This window comes from Parafannyhessea sp., assembly GCF_051876455.1.
Classification (GTDB): domain Bacteria; phylum Actinomycetota; class Coriobacteriia; order Coriobacteriales; family Atopobiaceae; genus Parafannyhessea.
On record NZ_JBJEHW010000182.1, the window covers coordinates 19,272 to 36,662 of the forward strand.

The following is a 17,391-nucleotide window of genomic DNA, read 5'->3' on the forward strand; positions in this document are numbered from 1 at the left end:
CGCTAAGTCATACTATGGAGCCGCGGCTCGCCCGCTCTGGCCTACCCCTTGTGCCACGGCGCGCGGCCGTTGGCCACGTTGAGGAGTGCCCGCGCCATGCCCGCCGGCAGGGCGCCGCCCGAGCAGTTGACCAGCCCAAACAGCGCGCAGCCAGCGCTGGACATGATGGACATGCGGCACTGCGGGTCGGTCTTGTCCTTGTAGCCGCGCTCGACGGCGGCCTTGATCTGCCCCGCGATGAAGCGGCAGACGCCGGAGGTCTCGCCCATCTCCAGCAGCGAGTCCGTCTCGTCGTAGGTGCCCCTTGCGTGGTGCGCCTCCGGCGGCACGGGGCGGCCGAGAAGCGCCTCGAAGTCCCGTCTGTCTGGCTTGCCGTGGGGCGCGACGTACCACGTGCCCGAGAGCCTGCCCGGCCGCGCGATGCCCTTGCCAGAGACCGCGAGCACGCCCGTAAGGCGCACGTCCTCGACCGAGGCACCCACCAGCACCTGGTACCTGCCGCCGATCGTCTTCCACGCGCCATCCCACACGGCGAACGCCGCCGGGTCCAGGGTCACGCTCACGCGCTTCGTCTGGCCGGGGGCCAGCCCCACGCGCGCGAAGCCCGCGAGCACGCGTGCCGGGCGCGGCAGGCCGCCCTCAGGCGCCCCCACATAGACCTGCGCGACCTCCGCCCCGGCAACCGCGCCCGTGTTGGTCACGTCAAAGCTCGCCGTGGCGCCGTGGCCGCGGCCGTCGCCCGGGTCAAGATCGAGGTTGGCGTACGAGAAACTCGTGTACGAGAGCCCGAATCCAAAGCAGTGCGCCACGGGCACGCCCGCGGTCTGGTAGTAGCGGTACCCCACGAAGACGCCCTCGCGGTACTGCGACTGGCGGTGCGGGTTGCCCCACCAGCCCATGCAGGGGGCGTCGTCCGCCGTGAGCGGCCAGGTCTCGGGCAGGCGCCCGGAGGGGTTGACCGTGCCCTCCAGCACGTCGACCGTCGCCTCCGCGCCGGCCTCGCCGCCCAGGCCCGCGTACAGCACCGCGGCCACGTCCTTCTCCCATGGAAGCTCGACGGGGCTTCCGCACTGCAGCACCACCACGGTGTTGGGGTTGGCTGCCGCCACGGCCTTGACCAGGCGGTTCATGCCCTCGGGAAGGCGCATGTCCGGGCGGTCGTAGCCCTCGGACTCCACGGTCTCGGGCAGGCCGCATACCACCACTGCCACGTCCGCGCCGCGGGCCGTGCGCACGGCCTCGGCCACCAGTGCGTCCGTGGTGGCGCCGGTGCGCGCGTCGTAGCCGGCGGCGTACGCCCAGCTGGGACGCAGCTGGCGGATGCTGCTCACGCGGCGCGCGTTGACGTGGCTGGAGCCTCCGCCCTGGTAGCGGGGCTTGTCCGCCATCTGCCCCACCAGCGCCACGCTCGCGCCCGCCGCGAGCGGCAGCACGCCCCTATTGGCCAGGAGGACGTGCCCCTCGGCCGCGACGCGGCGCGCGACGGCGCGGTTTTCCGCCACGTCCACGGCCGGCGCGCCCTGGGCGTCGTTCGCGTGCGAGATCGCGAGCGCCGTCAGGCGACGCGCGGACTCGCGCACGCGCTCCTCGCGCAGCGTCCCCGCGTCCAGCGCCGCGGCCGCCTGGCGCTGCAGGTGCCTCCCGCCGCCCGGCATTGCCAGGTCGCAGCCCGCCTCGTAGGCGGCGGCGCGGTCGTGCATGCCGCCCCAGTCCGTCACCACCACGCCGTCGAACCCCCACTCGTCGCGCAGGATGTCGCGCAGCAGGTGGCCGTTGTCGCTGCAGTAGACGCCGTTGAGCATCACGTAGGCGCTCATGACCATCTGCGGCTTGGCCTCGCGCACCACCATCTCGAAGGCACGCAGATATATCTCGCGCAGCGTGCGCTCGTCCACCACGCAGTCATTGCTGAAGCGCTTGTACTCCTGGTTGTTGACGGCAAAGTGCTTGATGCACGACCCGGCGCCCGTGGACTGCACGCCCCTCACGTAGCTGGCGCCCAGCGTGCCCGCAAGCAGCGGGTCCTCGCTAAAGTACTCGAAGTTGCGGCCGCAGAGCGGGCTGCGCTTGATGTTGAGGCCCGGCCCCAGCACCACGCCCACGCCGAGCGAGCGTGCCTCGCACCCGATGGCCCGCCCCATCTGGCCCGCGAGCTCCGCGTCCCACGTGGCAGCCACGGTGGCCAGCCCAGGGAAGCACGTGGCGGGCTCTGCGGGCCCCGCGCCGCGCACGTCGTTTCCGGGCTTCTGGTAGCGCAGTCCGTTGGGCCCGTCGCTCACCGTGAGCGCGGGGATGCCGGCCTCGGGATAGGCCCTCGTGCGCCAGAAGTCCGCGCCGACGCCCAGGTCAAGCAGCTGCTCGCGGCTCAGCTTGGCCACGCCCTCCTGGGTGGCGTCCGCGTACCTGGGGTCCATCTAGGCCTCCTGTCCCGACGCCTCGGTCTCGCCCTTCTCGCACAGCGTGGAGCCCACGGCCACGATGAGCCGGCAGAGGCTCTGGTTGAGCTCCTCTACGGTCTCGCTCCCGTACGTGCCCTCGAGCCAGGAGCCGTACGCGTCGCGCACGCCACCGAGCACGAAGTCGACCACCTCGACCGGGTAGTTGCCGGAATCCGGGAACTCCTGCCTGATCATCTGGTGCAGGCGCTCCGCAATGCGGTTCATGATGGCCGTGAGGAAGGGCCCGAGCCGGTCGTTGTCCACGAGCTTGCGGATGAGCGAGAGGTTGTCGCACACGAAGTCTCCCAGGCGCTGCAGGAGCGGTATGGGGTCCTGGAAAAACAAGCGGCTCACCAGCGGGCTGAGCGAGGCGGAGAGCCGCTCCGTCAGGTCGTCCATCGTCTGGTCCATGAGCTGGTCCACGCTCTGGAAGTGGGCGTAGAACGTGCCGCGGTTGAGGTCCGCGCGGCGCGTTATGTCCGTCACGGTGATCTTGTCGTACGGCTTCTCCGCGATGAGAACCGTGAGCGCCTCCTCGAGCAGGCGTATCGACCTCAGGGCGTTGCGATTCTTGGTGGCAGCCATCTTTCCCCCAAACCCATGCGCCAGCCGGCGCCGTATCATTCTCGCACACATTCGTACGAAGTTGTCGCTTTTTGAACGGAAGTCGAAATGCTGTGCAAATAGCTCCCCCACACCCTTTTCAGCCCTGATGTGGGTAATTTCCAACATGTGTATGTTTTACCACATTTGGACATACTCAAACGGTCGTTCGCCAGCAACGAGAAAAGTCGTCGGCGGACGCGGAGAGGGAGGCACCAGGAAATGGAACGGCTGTTTCGCGGGGTCCTGAAGCACCGCGGCATCGTGATCGGCGTCTTCGTGGCGCTTGCGGTCATCTGCGCGTGCATGATCCCGCATGTCAAGATCGACGCGAACATGAGCGACTACCTGCCGCCCACGGCCAAGTCGTCCGAGGACCTCGACGCGATGAAGCGCATCTACGGCAACGACATCACCAACGCACGCGTCTACGTCACGGGCATCAGCCTGCCCGACGCCAAGGCGCTCGACAAGCGCCTCAAGGGCGAGAAGGACGTGATCTCGGTCACGTGGCTCGGCGACGAGGTGGACGTGAGCGAGCCGCTTGAGACCCAGGACGCGGACACGATATCCGACTGGTACGACGGCAAGGGCTACCTGTTCCAGGCCGTGCTCAAGTCCGGCGTGAAGCAGAGCCAGATCGACCACATCCGCAAGGTCGCCAAGGCCGTCCCCGGCGCCAAGAAGGTCGCCATCGACGGCTCCGCCGCGGACGACGCGGCCAACATGGCCACCATCAACACCGACATGGGCAAGATCATGACGATCGCCGTGATCGTGGTGCTCGTCGTGGTGGCGCTCAACACCACCAGCTACCTGCACCCGATCGTGATGCTGCTCACCATAGGCGTGGCCATCATCCTCAACATGGGCACGAACATCTTCAGGGGGACCATCTCGTCCATCACGCAGCTCGTGGCGTCCGTCCTGCAGCTGGCGGTCTCCATGGACTACTCCATCGTCCTTCTCACCAACTTCGGGCGCGCGCAGCAGAAGACGGACGACCAGTTCGAGGCCATGGTCGCAGCCATGACCAAGTCGTTCCCGGTCATCCTGAGCTCCGCGGCCGTCACGTTCTTCGGATTCCTGTCGCTTTCCGCCATGCAGTTCCTCATCGGCGCGGACATGGGCATAGCACTGGCCAAGGGCATCGTGTGCTCGTTCTTCTCCATCACGCTCCTCATGCCCTGCATCCTGTACAAGATGCGCAACCTCGTGGCCAAGACCACGCACAAGCCGTTCTTCCGCAGCTTCCATGGCATGGCCAAGGTCTGCCACGCGCTGTCCGTCCCCGCGCTCATCATCGCGGCCGTCGTGGCCGTGCCGGCGCTCCTGGCCTCCCAGTCCGTGAGCTTCACGTACGGGTCTGCCGCCAACATGTCGCCCACCTCGCAGGTCAAGCTTGACGGCGACGTGATCAACAAGGCGTTTGGCCAGCAGCAGACGTGGGCCATCATGGTCCCGGCCGAGCACTGGGGCGACGAGAACGCCCTGGTGGACGACCTGCAGAAGCTCCCCACCACCAAGAGCGTCCTCTCCTACTCCACCATCGCGAGCTCCGCAATGCCCCACCAGCTGGCAGACAAGAGCCAGATAAAGCAGCTCTTCAGCGGCGGCTACAGCCGCATCGTCCTCACGTCCAAGATCCCGGACGAGTCCAAGCAGGCCTTTGACCTGGTCGACAAGGTCCGCAGCCTGTGCAAGGCGCGCTACGGCAACAAGTACCGCCTCGTGGGCAACGCCGTGAGCTACTCGGACATCAAGTCCGTCACGTCCAGCGACAACACCACGGTCAAGCTCGCCTCGATCCTGGCCATCGGCGCCGTGCTGCTCGTGATGTTCAAGTCCATCTCCATCCCCGTCATCCTCATCATGGCGATCGAGGTCTCCATCTGGATGAACGAGGCCGTCCCCTACCTCATGGGACAGACCATGAACTTCGTGGCGTTCCTCGTGATAGACGCCGTGCAGCTGGGCGCCGCAGTCGACTACGCCATCATCTACACGGAGGAGTACCTGGCACGCCGCAAGCGCATGCCCAAGGGCGACGCCTCCTTCCAGGCGGTCGAGAAGACCGCCCAGCCCATCATGACGTCGAGCTCCATCCTGATCCTCGCGTGCCTGGGCATCTACTTCAGCGTGTCGAGCCCCATGATCCAGCAGGTGGGCATGCTGATCGCCCGTGGCGCCTTCATCAGCGTCATCCTGATCTTCTTCGTGCTGCCGCTGCTCTTCAGGCTGCTTGACGGCTTCGTGCGCGTCACCAGCTACAAGATCGGCTTCTATCGCGGCGGGCCCAAGCCGGACGCCGCCACGGCAGGCAGCGCGGAGCCGGACTCCAACAAGGGCGCCAGCCAGGGCGCCAACGCATAGCGCCAGCACGGCGCACACCAGACGCAACCACACGAACGGAGTGACAGACATGAGCAAGAGAAACGCAAGCACGATTCCCCTCGGCAAGCGGATAGCGACCGGCGCCATAGGCGCGGTTCTGAGCCTCAGCATGACCATCCCGTTTGGCACCACGCAGGCCATCGCAGAGGAGACCTCCGACACGGGCGAGAAGAGCGTGACCCACGGGGCCAGCACCGCCTCCACGGCAAAGCGCGAGGTGGTGTACACGAGGACCAACGCCTCCGGCGAGTCGAGCGGCTCGTACGTGGTGAACGCGTTCGATACGCCCACCAAGACGGACATCCAGGACCCCGGCACGTACGAGAAGGTCACGAACCTGACCTCCTCCAAGAAGCTGACGCAGCAGGACGGCAAGGTCGACCTCACCACCGTGGCGGGCGAGCCCTTCTACTACCAGGGCAACCTCGACAAGGACACGACCCTGCCCTGGAACGTGCAGATAACCTACAGGCTCGACGGCAAGGTCGTGAAGCCGAGCGAGCTCGCGGGCAAGGACGGCAACCTGGACATCGAGCTCAAGGTGACCGGCCTGGACGATGACTCCGCCACCGCGGACTTTGCCAAGAGCTTCCTGCTGCAGGCGCAGGGCACCTTCCCCAACCAGAACTTCAAGCTCGGCCAGGCCAACAACGCGACCGTCGCCACGAGCGGCAGCAACACCATCCTCACCTACGTGCTCATCCCCGGTCAGGACGGCGACTGGCACATCACGGGCAAGGCCAAGGACTTCACCTACAGCGGCTGGCAGATAGCCGCCATGCCGCTCGACCTGAGCCTCGACACGAGCAAGATCGACACCTCAGAGCTCACGAGCGCCACGGACAAGCTGGAGAGTGGCGTGTCCCAGCTCGACCAGGGCGGCGCCAAGCTGCGTGACGCCCTCGGCGAGCTCGCCAACGGCGCCGGCCAGGCACAGTCCGGCGCGGGCACGCTCGCGTCCGGCGCGGACCAGCTCGCTGCGGGCACGCGCGAGGCCAAGGCGGGCGTCGGCAAGCTGGACTCCGGTGCGGGCACGCTCGCGTCCGGCAGCGCCAGCCTTGCGTCCGGCAGCGCCAGCCTCGCGTCCGGCAGCAGGAGCCTGGCGTCTGGCAACGGCAGGCTCGCCACCGGCGCCAGGCAGCTGAGCCAGGGCGCCAAGTCCCTGCAGGGCGCGCTTCAGAGCCAGAACGGCAACTTCACCAAGCTCGACTCGGGCGCCAAGCAGGTGTCCCAGGGCACGCAGCAGCTGTACCAGACGCTTTCCGCCACGCTGCCGCAGCAGCTCCTGCAGGTCAACCAGGGCCTCAACCAAACGCGCGCGTCGCTCACGGGCATCCAGCAGAAGCTCGCGACCATCAAGCAGCAAGCGGGCAGCATGTCCTCCGCGGCGCAGGGCGCCATCCAGCAAGCCGAGGCCGTCAAGAGCGACCTCACGACCCTGGAGAAGGGCGCGAGCGGCCTCACGACGGCGCTGGGCCAGGCCGGCCAGTCCGCCGGCACGGCGCAGGCCGAGGCCTCGGGCTCCAAGCAGGCTGCGGATGGCGCCAAGCAGGCGGCCGACGCGGCAAGCTCGAGCGCAGCGTCCGCAAGCTCGCAGCTCGACGCGCTGCTTTCCGATAGCACGCTGACCGCGGACCAGAAGGCCAAGATCCAGGCCGCGGACGAGCAGGCCAAGGCGGCTCAGAAGGGCGCGGGCACGGCGTCGCAGTACGCTGCCACCGCCTCCACGTATGCCGGCAAGGCAGCGCAGGATTCGGGCTCCGCGCTCAACACGATCAAGGGCCTTGGCTCCTCCCTGCAGGGCATGCAGTCCGCGGGCGCGCAGCTCCAGAAGGACGCCGAGGCGCTCAAGTCCACGCTCGGCCAGATGCAGACCGGCATCAAGGGCGTGACCGGCGAGTCCGCCGACGTGCTCGACAGCTCCCAGAAGGTGCTCGACGGCTCGCAGCAGCTCGTCAACAAGACGCAGCAGCAGCTCTCCGGCTTTGACCTCAGTCAGCTCAAGCAGCTGTCCGACGGCGCGGCGCAGGTATCCAGCGGCGTGAGCTCCCTCGTGAGCTCGCTCAAGGCCACGAGCAGCACCACCACGATCGGCGGCGCGGTGAGCAGCCTCGCGAGCGGTGCGGGCCAGCTCAGCAGCGGAGCCGACTCCGCTGCTTCCGGCGCCAATCAGGTCGCGTCCGGCGCTGGCAGGGTCGCGTCCGGCTCGAGCCAGGTCGCGGGCGGCGCGTCCCAGCTCAAGAGCGGGCTCGACACGCTGGACTCCGGCGCGACGCGCCTCGACAGCGGCGCCAACCAGCTCGCGTCCGGCGCGCACACGCTCGACAGCGGCCTCGGCACGCTGGCCAGCGGCGCCTCGCAGGCGCACTCCGGCTCCGCCACGCTCGCGAGCGGCCTCGACACGCTCGCATCGAGCACGAGCGGCCTCGACCAGAAGGTGATCGACAAGCTCAAGAGCACCATCAGGCAGAAGCTCGGCCAGGACTACCAGATCCACTCGTTCGTGGACCCCTCCAACACCAACGTGAGCGAGGTGCAGTTCGTCTACGTGGTGGACGGCGTCAAGAAGGCCAAGTCCTCGGACGAGAAGAGCGAAAGCTCCAAGAGCAGCTCAAAGTCCGAGTCAAAGTCCTCCAAGGAGGACAAGGGTTCCAAGAGCTCATCGTTCATGGAGCGGCTGGGCGCGCTCTTCTCCTCTGACAAGAGGAAGGACGAGTAGCGGGCTCGCGGCAACATAGCAGCATGCGGTATCGGGCCGCGTCGCGGGGGCAACCTCGCGGCGCGGCCCTTCTGCTTTTCGTCCGTCCGCCCCAAACGTGGATAACTTCGACACCTCCGGCGACCTGCCGCCGACCCGCCCCTCCCCCGTGCTACAGTAGGGTGCAAGAACGCGCTGTTACTGACGGATAATCGTGGGTCACCACGGGGAAGCAGCGTGAAACACAACCGCCGACCGTCTGGGCAAGCGCATTCCGCATGGGGTGCCTTGCCCTTTTGTGTGGCGGGCGGGCCTCCCGGATGCGCCAAGAGAAAGGGAGACCATGCAGGACCTGCTCGAGCTCTTACGCAACAACCCCTACCCCGGCCGTGGCATCGTCGTGGGCAAGGGCCGCGTCTACTACTGGATCATGGGACGCAGCTCCAACAGCCGCAACCGCGTCTTCACCAAGACCGACGACGGCATCAGGACCGAGGCCTACGACCCCACCAAGCTCGAGGACCCCAGCCTCATCATCTACCACCCCGTGCGCACCATGGGCGACGCCCTGGTTGTCACCAACGGCGACCAGACGGACACCATCGTGGAGAAGAACAGCTTCCGCGACGGCTGCATGGCCCGCAAGTTCGAGCCCGACGGACCCAACTTCACCCCGCGCATCAGCTGCATCGTCAACGCGGACGGCAGCTTCGAGCTCTCCATCCTCAAGGCCGAGGACCACGCCCTGGCAGACGGCGGCCGCTGCGTGCGCGAGTTCTTCTGCTACGAGGGCGCGGACGAGGGCCACGGCTACTTCATCAGCACCTACCAGGGCGACGGCAACCCGCTGCCCAGCTTTGCCGGCGAGCCCGTGGAGGTCACCATGCCGGAGCCGGCCGAGGTCTGGGCCGCCCTCAACGCGGACAACAAGGTGAGCCTGTACACCAACGTCGCGGGCGACGTGCGCCTGTTCAACAAGAACCTGGGCGACTAGCCCGGCGCCGCGCACTTCTCATCAATTTGTTAGCAAAGCATCGCAGGACGAGAGGAACCTCATGAACGAACTGCAGCTCAAGTACGGCGTGAACCCCAACCAGAAGCCCGCGCGCATCTACATGAAGGATGGCTCGGACCTGCCCGTCAAGGTGCTCCAGGGCCGCCCCGGCTACATCAACTTCCTGGACGCGCTCAACTCGTGGCAGCTCGTGCGCGAGCTCGCCAAGGAGACCGGCATGGCCGCCGCCGCGTCCTTCAAGCACGTGAGCCCCGCCGGCGCCGCCGTGGGCAAGCCGCTGTCCGAGACGGACAAGAAGATCTACTTCGTGGATGACGAGGGCGAGCTCTCCCCCATCGCGTGCGCCTACATCCGCGCGCGCGGCGCGGACCGCATGAGCTCCTACGGCGACTGGGCCGCGCTCTCCGAGACCTGCGACGCCCGCACCGCCCAGTACATCAGGCACGAGGTGTCCGACGGCATCATCGCGCCGGGCTATACGCCCGAGGCGCTCGAGATCCTCTCCCATAAGAAGAAGGGCAACTACAACGTGGTCCAGATCGACCCCACGTACGAGTGCGCCCCCATCGAGACCAAGGACGTCTTCGGCATCACCTTCGAGCAGGGACACAACTTCTTCCGCATCAACGAGGACCTGCTCACGGACGTCGTGACCAAGAACAAGGACATCCCCGCGGACGCCAAGCTCGACATGATCGTGAGCCTCATCACGCTCAAGTACACGCAGTCCAACTCCGTCTGCTACGTCAAGGATGGCCAGGCCATCGGCGTGGGCGCCGGCCAGCAGAGCCGCGTCCACTGCACGCGCCTCGCCGGCAACAAGGCGGACACCTGGTACCTGCGCCAGCATCCCAAGGTGCTTGGCCTCAAGTTCGTGGACGGCATCCGTCGCCCCAACCGCGACAACGCGATCGACGTCTACATCAGCGACGAGCACGACGACGTCCTGCGCGACGGCGAGTGGCAGAAGTGGTTTGCACGGAAGCCCGAGGTCCTCACCCGCGAGGAGAAGGCCGCCTGGATCGCCACGCAAACCGGCGTGACCCTGGGCTCCGATGCCTTCTTCCCGTTTGGCGACAACGTCGAGCGCGCCCACAAGTCCGGCGTGAGCTACATCGCCGAGCCCGGCGGCTCCATCCGCGACGACAACGTGATCGAGACCGCGGACAAGTACGGCATGGCCATGTGCTTCACCCACATGAGGCTCTTCCACCACTAGGGACCTGCCGTCTGGCAGCCACCTGCCAACAACGTACGCGAGCGGCACAACCGGGCGCGCCGATTCCCGCATGGGGTCGGCGCGCCCGTTCTTCTCGCCCGGCGCACGTGGCCCGCCGGCACGGCGCCCAGGTGGCGACCCGACGGTGCCCCGTAACCTTGCGGCAGCATCGGCAGTGTAGAATGCTTGCCAAACGACCAAGGCGAAGGCGAGAAGAACGTGGAAGAGCGGATCGACATCTACACCGAGGACGGGACCCCAACCGGGCGGACGCTCGTGCGCAAGGGCGCGTGCCTGCCCGAGGGCGAGTACATGCTGTACGTGCTCGCCATCATCCAGAGCGAGGACGGGCGCTTCCTCATCACGCGGCGCGCGCTCGACAAGCGCTGGGCGGCCGGCTGGTGGGAGGTCACGGGTGGCGGAGTCAGCGCCGGGGAGACCTCCGCGCAGGCCGTCGTGCGCGAGGTTCGCGAGGAGACCGGGCTCGACGTGTCCGGCCAGCCCCTCGCGCCCGTGTGGCGCTACCGCAACGTCGACCTGGACCGCGGCGACAACTACATAGTGGACATCTACCACTTTCACTTGCGGTTCCGTCCCGAGGACGTGCACCTGCAGGCGCGCGAGGCCATAGGCTGCCAGCTCGCCACGCGCGAGCAGATCGACGCCCTTGCGGCGGACGGCGTCTTCTTGCACTACGATCGCCTGCGCCAGGCCCTCGCGGCCGAGGACGCCGGCGAGCCGGCACCCACGCCCCTCGCGCCCCCGCCGGCGAGCGCGTAGCGCCCACCCCGCTCGAGGAGCCCCCATGGACATCTGCAGCTACGTGGCCTGGTTTGGCCTCTACAGCGTGCTCGGCTGGGTGTACGAGTGCACCTACTGCGCCATCCGCACCAAGCGGTGGGACAACCGCGGCTTCCTGTTTGGCCCCGTCTGCCCCATCTACGGCTTTGGGATGTCTGCCCTGGTGATCGCGGCGCAGGCGCTGGCGGCATCCGGCGCCGGAAGCGCGGACGTGGCATGGTGGCAGGTCTTCCTGTGCGCCGCCGCCGGCAGCGCCGTGCTGGAGTACACCACGTCCTACGTGTTGGAGAAGTGCTTCCACGCGCGCTGGTGGGACTACAGCAACATCCCGCTCAACCTCAACGGTCGCATCTGCCTGCCCTTTGCGCTCTGCTTTGGCGCGGTGGGGACGCTCCTGTACTACTTTGTCTGCCCGCTCATCGGCGGCGCCACCGTCACGCTGCCGCTCACGGCGTGGGAGGTCCTCGCGCTCCTGACCGTGGGACTCATGTCCGCGGACCTCGCGCTCACGCTGTCCGCACTCACCAACCTCGACAAGCGGGTTCAGCAGAACAAGTCAAACTTCGACGCCGTTATGGAGACGGCTGTGGACGACATCGCCTCCGGACGCAAGCCCCTCGAGGTCGACCGCGAGATCGCAAAGGAGCACGCCGCCGAGGAGCTGGAGTCCGCCGCGCGCCGCGCCGCAAACGAGATGTCCCTGGTCCAGAGGCGCACGCTCAAGAGCATCAAGTACTACTCGGAGGAGCGTCGCGAGGCCCGCGCCGCCAAGCTACGCGAGGCCGTCGCCAAGGTCGAGCGCGAGCGCAAGGCCCGCAAGCACAGCAGGTAGCGCAGGCAGACACCCAAGCCCAGGCCGCCCTCGGTCACGCCTCGCCCAGCACGCGCCTGCGCCAGTCGGACGACACGTAGCGCAGCCGCAGCAGCGTCACCACATGCGCATCGTCGTCCACGCCGTAGACCGCCACAAAGACGCCGAGCCGCCGCCAGCGCAGCCCCGAGTCACCCACCCTGGAGCCGTGCCCGGGAAGCGCCGCCACGAGCCTGCGGAACGAGTCGAACTCGTCCATCAGGCGCCCAGCGCTGATGGGACCCGACTGCTCGAGGTAGTAGCGCACCGCCGCATCGAGGTCCCCCTCGAACGACGGCGTGACCACGACCTCGTAGCTAGGCGAGGCCATACCGCGCCCTCAGATCGGCGGAAAGCTCACTGGCCGCGCGCGTCTGGCCCGCGCCCGCCTCGTCCAGGGCCTGCGCGATGCCGTCCCAGAACTCCTCCGAGGTACAGACCTCGTTGGGAACGGGCGGCTCGGCGGTCACGGTCGCGCGGCCGTCAGACAGCTGCCAGTAGACCCGCGACTCGTCCGTGATGCCCAAGGCCACACGAACCTCCTTGGGAACGGTGGTCTGGCCACCCTTGGTGAGCTTTGTCGCAAAGGTCATGATGTCCGCCTCCCGCCATTGATATCATGGTTTCAATACTATCATCCGCCACAACCACCGTCGAGGGGAGCCGGCCATGTGTCACAGGATGTCGCCCCTGCTCCTGCGCGAGCTGCAGGAGGGCCTCAAGTACATGCAGGTCACGGGCCATGCGCACGTGCCACGGCGCGACCCCTCCACCGTGGTGCCGGACGCCTACCCCGGCACGCAGGTCCCGCTCTTCGTTCCAGACGAGAAGGACGGCCTCACCGCCCGCGAGCTCACCTGGGGGTTCCAGCCCAAGGGCGGTGGCAGCCATGGCGGCGGTCCTTCTCGCCCGGGCGGTTCCTCCCGCCTGGTCTTCAACACCAGGATCGAGACGGCGCTCGAGCAGGCGCGCACCGGCCGCGGCATGTGGGCCGAGCCCATCCGGTACGGCCGCTGCCTCGCGCCCGTCCGCGCGTTCTACGAGTGGTGGACGCAGCCAAACCCGCCCGCGGCGCCCGGCGGCTGCGCGGCTGACGCAGCCGATGGCAAGCCCGCCACCGCAGCCAGCCGCAAGAAGACCCAGCGCCCGCAGGTGCGCTACGGGCTCTCGGGCCACAGCATCTTCCTCATGGCGTGCGTGTGGGAGGGCGAGCGCTTCTCAGTGGTGACCACGCGGCCCAACGCGAGCGTGGCGCCCGTGCACAACCGCATGCCGCTGGTGCTGGGCCCCGGCGAGAGCCGCATCTGGCTGGGGGACGACTGGCCGCAGCTAGCTGATAGAAGCGCCGTCCCGCTCACGGCCGAGCTCGAGCCACAGTCGTAGCGTCGCCGCAGCCTACAGGTCGAAGCGGGTGTTGACCAGGCGGCCCTCGGCATCCTCGCCCACGCGGATCACAAAGTCAAAGCGGTCGCAGTCCACGCAGTACGGGAAGTCAGCCTCGGGGTACTGGGGCTGGGCCGGGTCGAAGAACTTCGCACCCGCGGTGTCGCGGAGTGCCGCCGCCTTGCCGGCCACGTCAAAGCCTGCGGCCGTGCCCTTGAGCAGCGCCTCTATGTAACGGGCGCACAGCACGTCCTCCCCCGCGCTCTGCGTGCCGGAGGTGCCCATCGCCACGATGGAGACCTCCGCCGGCTGGCGCCGCTGGATGTACGTGGCCACGGCGCGCGCGTTGGCCAGGCTGCCGGTCACGACCTCCGAGGCACCCGTGGCGTTGACGATGCCCTGCGTGCCCGCGCTCGTGGTGTGGATGCAGGTGCGGCCCGTCAGGTCCACGCCAGCCACCTGCGAGGGAGAGTTGCCGTAGTCAAAGCCCTCCACCTGCCAGCCGCCGCGCTCGCCAAAGCACAGCCAGTCCGGGTGCGCCGCCTTGAGCGCCCGCGCCTCGTCCACGGACCCGATGGGATAGATCGCCTTCGCACCCTGCGCAAACAGGTAGCACTCGAGCGTGAACGCGCGGAACACGTCGATCACCACCGTGAGCCCGCGCGCCTCGCGCGCACCCTCGACCAGCTCCAGCACCCTCACGTCCATGTTGCTCCCTCCGCAGACTCATGCGAGAAACACCGCCCACTTTAGCGCTTCCGCGCCGTGCGTGCGCCGCCATGTCACGAGCCGCCGCGGACCCACGCCGCTACGCCATGGCGAGGCTGAGCGCGATGAGCGTCTGGCCGGCGTAGTACGTCCCCAGACTGACCGCACGCAGCCGCGGGCTGTTGACGCCCCCAAAGTTGTTGACGGCGAGCATCACGTCCGAGGCGAGAAACGCGGCCGCCCCAACCGCAAGCGTCACCTTGGACGCGGATGGCGTCGCGGCCGCGCCGGCCGCGGCAAAGCCCACCACGGCGGAGGTGACCGCAAGGTAGGCGCCGCCCGCCACGAACTCCGCCCGGCTCTGCACCCTCACGCGCGGCAGCACCGAGGCGTCCACTGCGAGCGCGATTGCGCACGATGTCGCAAGACCCCAGGTGAGAGCCGCGCACGCGGGCACCACGGCCACAAGGTAGGCAAGGTGACCAAACAGGAACGAGGCGGCTCCCACGTTGAAGAGCAGCCGCTTGCGCTCTGGCAGCACAAACCGCAGCGCGTGCAGCACGTCGCCCACGGCACCCAGCGCCAGGCCCAGGCAGACCGTACTCGCCTCCGAGCCTGGGGCACCCAGCGCCCCCACCACGCCCACCAGCACAAAGGCCAGCGCGGCAAGGCCCTTCAGGAGCGCGGCGGCATCATAGCGATGCACGCGGTCGGCCCGCACGAAGCGTACCTGCAAAATGCAGCCCGCTGCCACGAGCACGGCCAGAAGCAGTGGCGTCATGTCCTTCTCCCCCAGTCAATCGCGCACGGCGGTGCCAGCGGCCAGCCCTAGCGGAAGTCTGCCAGCTCGCCCAGGGACTTGCGCTTCGCGTGCAGGTGCGCGGGATGCGCCTCCGGCGCGGCATAGCCCAGGTCGAGCGCCAGCACCACGCGCTCGGACGCGGGCAGCCCCAGCATCTCCGCCACGCCGGCGTTGGGCAGGTAGTTGCACCAGAGCGTGGCGAGGCCCAGGTCCTGCGCCTCGAGCATGGCCTGCGTCGCCGCGATGGAGGCGTCCTGCTCGCCGGAGTGGACGCCCTCCTCCAGGGGATTCTTCCAGTCCTCTGCCACGTCGTAGGTGAAGACGAGCACCGTGGGCGCCCCGTAGCGCATGGTCGTCAGCTCGTCATAGCGCTCGAGCACGTCCGCGCTCTGGAGCACGTGGACGCGCCACGGCTGCAGGTTGCACGCGCTGGGGGCGATGCGCGCCGCCTCGAGCACGGCCTCGAGCTTCTGGCGCTCCACCGCGCGCGGTGCGTACTTCCTTACGCTGCAGCGCTCGCGCGCCAGATCCATAAAGCCCATGGTGCCCCCTCGTCTGGTAGCCGTTGCAAAAACTATATCCGATGCGCGCCCGCCGCGCGGCCCGGGACAAGGGGGCGCGTTCTTCTCGCCCGCGTGCGGCAGGTCCCGAGCGGTGCCTGCCGGAACGTGTATTGAACGTGAAAGCGGCTGGGACGTCCGCGCATTTGGGTACGAACCCCTAGACTTCATTCGGCAGACAAACGAAAGGCCCGCTTGGGCCAGCTGAGGAGGGCACATGCCCCAGAAGAATCCCGTAAAGATCGTCATGCTCACCGGCTACCTGGGCGCCGGCAAGACCACGATCCTCAACAACATCCTCGCCAACGACCAGGGCATCCGTGCCGCCGTGATCGTAAACGACATCGGCGAGGTCAACGTGGACGCGAGCCTCATCAAGGATGGCGGCCTCAACCAGACCGACAGCCTCATCCCGCTCACCAACGGCTGCATCTGCTGCACGCTCTCCGACGACCTGGCAAAGCAGCTCGGCGGCATCGCGGAGTCCGGCGACTTCGACTACATCATCATCGAGGCCTCGGGCATCTGCGAGCCCATCCCCATCGCCTACACCATCAGCCAGTTCTGCGACCAGAGCAAGTTCAACGGCAACGCGCCGCTCGACCTGGACAACATCGTGGCCGTGGTCGACTGCGCCCGCATGTACGACGAGTTCAACGGCGGCAAGGACCTCCTGGACGACAACATCGATGAGGAGGACATCGAGTCCCTGCTGATCCAGCAGATCGAGTTCTGCTCCACGCTGGTCCTCAACAAGACCGACCTCGTGAACCCCGACCAGATCGCCGAGCTCAAGGCCATCGTCCGCAGCCTCCAGAAGGACGCCGTGATCGTCGAGGCCGAAAACGGCAACGTCCCCATGGACCAGATCCTCAACACCGGCCGCTTCAGCTTCGAGAAGGCCTACAACTCCGCCGCGTGGATCGACGCGATGGAGCACCCCGAGGAGCACGAGGACCCGGAGGTGCTCGAGTACGACATCGAGACCTTTGTCTACGCGCGCCGCAAGCCCTTTGACGTAGACAAGTTCAACGACCTGCTGCAAAACTTCCCGGACGAGATCATCCGCACCAAGGGCACGTTCTGGGCGCAGCAGAACCCCGAGATGTGCTACATCTTCGAGCAGGCTGGCCACCAGGTCCGCCTGAACGAGAACGGCCTCTGGGTCGCCACGGCCCCCGAGGCGGAGTTCAAGCAGATCATCGCGGACAACCCCGAGATCATGGACAACTGGGACGACGAGGTGGGCGACCGCGAGAACAGGCTCTGCATCATCGGCCGCCACATGGACAAGGACGACATCATCGCCAAGCTGGACGCCTGCCTGACCGACTACGTGCCCGACGAGGACCTTGCCGAGGACGGCGAGTAGCATGGCATCGCTCGACACGATGTACCGGCGCGCGAGCGTGCGCAACTTCACGGGCGAGAAGGTCACGTCCTTTGAGGCTGAGGCCCTTCTCCACGCCGCGATGTCCGCGCCCTCGGCAGGCAACCAGCAGCCGTGGGAGTTCTACCTCGTGTGGGACGACGAGGCGCGCGCCGCGCTTTCCAAGGCGTCGCCCTACGCGCTTGCCGCCGCCAAGGCGCCCCTCGTGGTGGTTCCCTGCTTCAGGCAGAACGTGCGCTTTCCCGAGTGCGCGCCACTCGACATGGCTGCCGCGACCCAGAACATGCTGCTCGAGGCAACGGACCTGGGCCTGGGCGCCGTCTGGATGGCGATCAACCCCGTTCGCGACCGCGAGGAGAAGGTCCGCGCCACACTCGGCCTGCCGGACGACCTGACGCCCTTCTGCCTGATCGCCGTCGGTCGCCCCGCAGAGGACGTGACCCCGCACGGCGCGGAGCGCTACGACGAGATCCGCATCCACACCGTGTAGCTCCCGCAACGCCCGAAGAACACCGCCCTAGCAATCCCCA

16 protein-coding genes and 1 riboswitch are annotated in these 17,391 nt (G+C 67.6%); of the genes, 9 read left to right on the forward strand and 7 right to left on the reverse strand.

The features are described 5' to 3' along the window. Positions 1 to 41: 41 nt before the first annotated feature. Together ACI38Z_RS07890 and ACI38Z_RS07895 are read right to left on the reverse strand one after the other, a co-directional pair. Positions 42 to 2,414, reverse strand: coding sequence for a glycoside hydrolase family 3 C-terminal domain-containing protein (locus ACI38Z_RS07890; RefSeq protein ID WP_439789646.1), 2,373 nt, complete (start codon positions 2,412 to 2,414; stop codon positions 42 to 44). Continuing rightward, positions 2,415 to 3,023, reverse strand: a complete 609-nt coding sequence (locus ACI38Z_RS07895; RefSeq protein WP_439789647.1) for a TetR/AcrR family transcriptional regulator — start codon at positions 3,021 to 3,023, stop codon at positions 2,415 to 2,417. Positions 3,024 to 3,263: 240 nt separating this feature from the next. Between ACI38Z_RS07895 and ACI38Z_RS07900 the strand changes: the two genes are divergently transcribed. From ACI38Z_RS07900 to ACI38Z_RS07925, 6 genes are all read left to right on the forward strand, one after another. Beyond that, positions 3,264 to 5,414 carry an efflux RND transporter permease subunit gene (locus tag ACI38Z_RS07900; RefSeq protein ID WP_439789648.1) on the forward strand — a complete coding sequence of 717 codons (2,151 nt, stop codon included), beginning with the start codon at positions 3,264 to 3,266 and terminating at the stop codon, positions 5,412 to 5,414. 49 nt (positions 5,415 to 5,463) lie between these two features. Beyond that, positions 5,464 to 8,154 carry a hypothetical protein gene (locus ACI38Z_RS07905; RefSeq protein ID WP_439789649.1) on the forward strand — a complete coding sequence of 897 codons (2,691 nt, stop codon included), beginning with the start codon at positions 5,464 to 5,466 and terminating at the stop codon, positions 8,152 to 8,154. A 166-nt stretch (positions 8,155 to 8,320) separates the two neighbouring features. After that, positions 8,321 to 8,405: riboswitch (ZMP/ZTP riboswitch) on the forward strand. Positions 8,406 to 8,476: 71 nt separating this feature from the next. Next, entirely contained in the window at positions 8,477 to 9,127 is a 651-nt protein-coding gene (locus ACI38Z_RS07910; protein WP_439789650.1) for an IMP cyclohydrolase, read from the forward strand. 61 nt (positions 9,128 to 9,188) lie between these two features. Further along, the gene (locus ACI38Z_RS07915; RefSeq protein ID WP_439789651.1) at positions 9,189 to 10,367 is read left to right on the forward strand and encodes a phosphoribosylaminoimidazolecarboxamide formyltransferase; all 1,179 of its coding nucleotides are present in this window, start codon (positions 9,189 to 9,191) and stop codon (positions 10,365 to 10,367) included. A gap of 219 nt (positions 10,368 to 10,586) precedes the next feature. Further along, positions 10,587 to 11,147 carry an NUDIX hydrolase gene (locus ACI38Z_RS07920; RefSeq protein WP_439789652.1) on the forward strand — a complete coding sequence of 187 codons (561 nt, stop codon included), beginning with the start codon at positions 10,587 to 10,589 and terminating at the stop codon, positions 11,145 to 11,147. A 25-nt stretch (positions 11,148 to 11,172) separates the two neighbouring features. Beyond that, entirely contained in the window at positions 11,173 to 12,000 is an 828-nt protein-coding gene (locus ACI38Z_RS07925) for a putative ABC transporter permease (RefSeq protein ID WP_439789653.1), read from the forward strand. A 34-nt stretch (positions 12,001 to 12,034) separates the two neighbouring features. Here the strand turns inward: ACI38Z_RS07925 and ACI38Z_RS07930 are convergent, their stop codons facing one another. Both ACI38Z_RS07930 and ACI38Z_RS07935 read right to left on the reverse strand, forming a co-directional pair. Beyond that, on the reverse strand, positions 12,035 to 12,349 hold the full coding sequence (locus ACI38Z_RS07930) for a type II toxin-antitoxin system RelE/ParE family toxin (RefSeq protein ID WP_439789654.1): 315 nt from the start codon (positions 12,347 to 12,349) through the stop codon (positions 12,035 to 12,037). Further along, positions 12,336 to 12,611 (reverse strand): AbrB/MazE/SpoVT family DNA-binding domain-containing protein, encoded by a 276-nt coding sequence (locus tag ACI38Z_RS07935; RefSeq protein WP_439789655.1) that lies wholly within the window; start codon positions 12,609 to 12,611, stop codon positions 12,336 to 12,338. The genes ACI38Z_RS07930 and ACI38Z_RS07935 overlap by 14 nt, the downstream gene beginning before the upstream one ends. Before the next feature lie 76 nt (positions 12,612 to 12,687). On the opposite strand from ACI38Z_RS07935, the gene ACI38Z_RS07940 reads away from it, so the two are divergent. Next, positions 12,688 to 13,401 (forward strand): SOS response-associated peptidase family protein, encoded by a 714-nt coding sequence (locus ACI38Z_RS07940; RefSeq protein WP_439789656.1) that lies wholly within the window; start codon positions 12,688 to 12,690, stop codon positions 13,399 to 13,401. A 12-nt stretch (positions 13,402 to 13,413) separates the two neighbouring features. On the opposite strand, the gene ACI38Z_RS07945 is transcribed toward ACI38Z_RS07940, so the two are convergent. From ACI38Z_RS07945 to ACI38Z_RS07955, 3 genes are all read right to left on the reverse strand, one after another. Next, positions 13,414 to 14,109: a 2-phosphosulfolactate phosphatase gene (locus tag ACI38Z_RS07945; protein ID WP_439789657.1), complete on the reverse strand. Its 696-nt coding sequence runs from the start codon at positions 14,107 to 14,109 to the stop codon at positions 13,414 to 13,416. A gap of 100 nt (positions 14,110 to 14,209) precedes the next feature. Next, positions 14,210 to 14,890, reverse strand: coding sequence for a lysoplasmalogenase family protein (locus tag ACI38Z_RS07950; RefSeq protein ID WP_439789658.1), 681 nt, complete (start codon positions 14,888 to 14,890; stop codon positions 14,210 to 14,212). Between the two features lie 47 nt (positions 14,891 to 14,937). Beyond that, on the reverse strand, positions 14,938 to 15,453 hold the full coding sequence (locus ACI38Z_RS07955) for a nitroreductase family protein (protein ID WP_439789659.1): 516 nt from the start codon (positions 15,451 to 15,453) through the stop codon (positions 14,938 to 14,940). Positions 15,454 to 15,688: 235 nt separating this feature from the next. On the opposite strand from ACI38Z_RS07955, the gene ACI38Z_RS07960 reads away from it, so the two are divergent. Together ACI38Z_RS07960 and ACI38Z_RS07965 are read left to right on the forward strand one after the other, a co-directional pair. Further along, positions 15,689 to 16,843, forward strand: a complete 1,155-nt coding sequence (locus ACI38Z_RS07960; protein WP_439789660.1) for a GTP-binding protein — start codon at positions 15,689 to 15,691, stop codon at positions 16,841 to 16,843. A 1-nt stretch (position 16,844) separates the two neighbouring features. Beyond that, positions 16,845 to 17,351: a nitroreductase family protein gene (locus tag ACI38Z_RS07965; protein ID WP_439789661.1), complete on the forward strand. Its 507-nt coding sequence runs from the start codon at positions 16,845 to 16,847 to the stop codon at positions 17,349 to 17,351. The last annotated feature ends 40 nt before the right edge of the window (positions 17,352 to 17,391 follow it).

Excerpts from the sequence above, each read along its gene's own strand:
- ACI38Z_RS07890 (WP_439789646.1), bottom strand. The coding sequence starts at position 2,414 with ATGGACCCCAGGTACGCGGACGCCACCCAGGAGGGCGTGGCCAAGCTG.
- ACI38Z_RS07895 (WP_439789647.1), bottom strand. The coding sequence starts at position 3,023 with ATGGCTGCCACCAAGAATCGCAACGCCCTGAGGTCGATACGCCTGCTC.
- ACI38Z_RS07900 (WP_439789648.1), top strand. The coding sequence starts at position 3,264 with ATGGAACGGCTGTTTCGCGGGGTCCTGAAGCACCGCGGCATCGTGATC.
- ACI38Z_RS07905 (WP_439789649.1), top strand. The coding sequence starts at position 5,464 with ATGAGCAAGAGAAACGCAAGCACGATTCCCCTCGGCAAGCGGATAGCG.
- ACI38Z_RS07910 (WP_439789650.1), top strand. The coding sequence starts at position 8,477 with ATGCAGGACCTGCTCGAGCTCTTACGCAACAACCCCTACCCCGGCCGT.
- ACI38Z_RS07915 (WP_439789651.1), top strand. The coding sequence starts at position 9,189 with ATGAACGAACTGCAGCTCAAGTACGGCGTGAACCCCAACCAGAAGCCC.
- ACI38Z_RS07925 (WP_439789653.1), top strand. The coding sequence starts at position 11,173 with ATGGACATCTGCAGCTACGTGGCCTGGTTTGGCCTCTACAGCGTGCTC.
- ACI38Z_RS07930 (WP_439789654.1), bottom strand. The coding sequence starts at position 12,349 with ATGGCCTCGCCTAGCTACGAGGTCGTGGTCACGCCGTCGTTCGAGGGG.
- ACI38Z_RS07935 (WP_439789655.1), bottom strand. The coding sequence starts at position 12,611 with ATGACCTTTGCGACAAAGCTCACCAAGGGTGGCCAGACCACCGTTCCC.
- ACI38Z_RS07940 (WP_439789656.1), top strand. The coding sequence starts at position 12,688 with ATGTGTCACAGGATGTCGCCCCTGCTCCTGCGCGAGCTGCAGGAGGGC.
- ACI38Z_RS07945 (WP_439789657.1), bottom strand. The coding sequence starts at position 14,109 with ATGGACGTGAGGGTGCTGGAGCTGGTCGAGGGTGCGCGCGAGGCGCGC.
- ACI38Z_RS07950 (WP_439789658.1), bottom strand. The coding sequence starts at position 14,890 with ATGACGCCACTGCTTCTGGCCGTGCTCGTGGCAGCGGGCTGCATTTTG.
- ACI38Z_RS07955 (WP_439789659.1), bottom strand. The coding sequence starts at position 15,453 with ATGGGCTTTATGGATCTGGCGCGCGAGCGCTGCAGCGTAAGGAAGTAC.
- ACI38Z_RS07960 (WP_439789660.1), top strand. The coding sequence starts at position 15,689 with ATGCCCCAGAAGAATCCCGTAAAGATCGTCATGCTCACCGGCTACCTG.
- ACI38Z_RS07965 (WP_439789661.1), top strand. The coding sequence starts at position 16,845 with ATGGCATCGCTCGACACGATGTACCGGCGCGCGAGCGTGCGCAACTTC.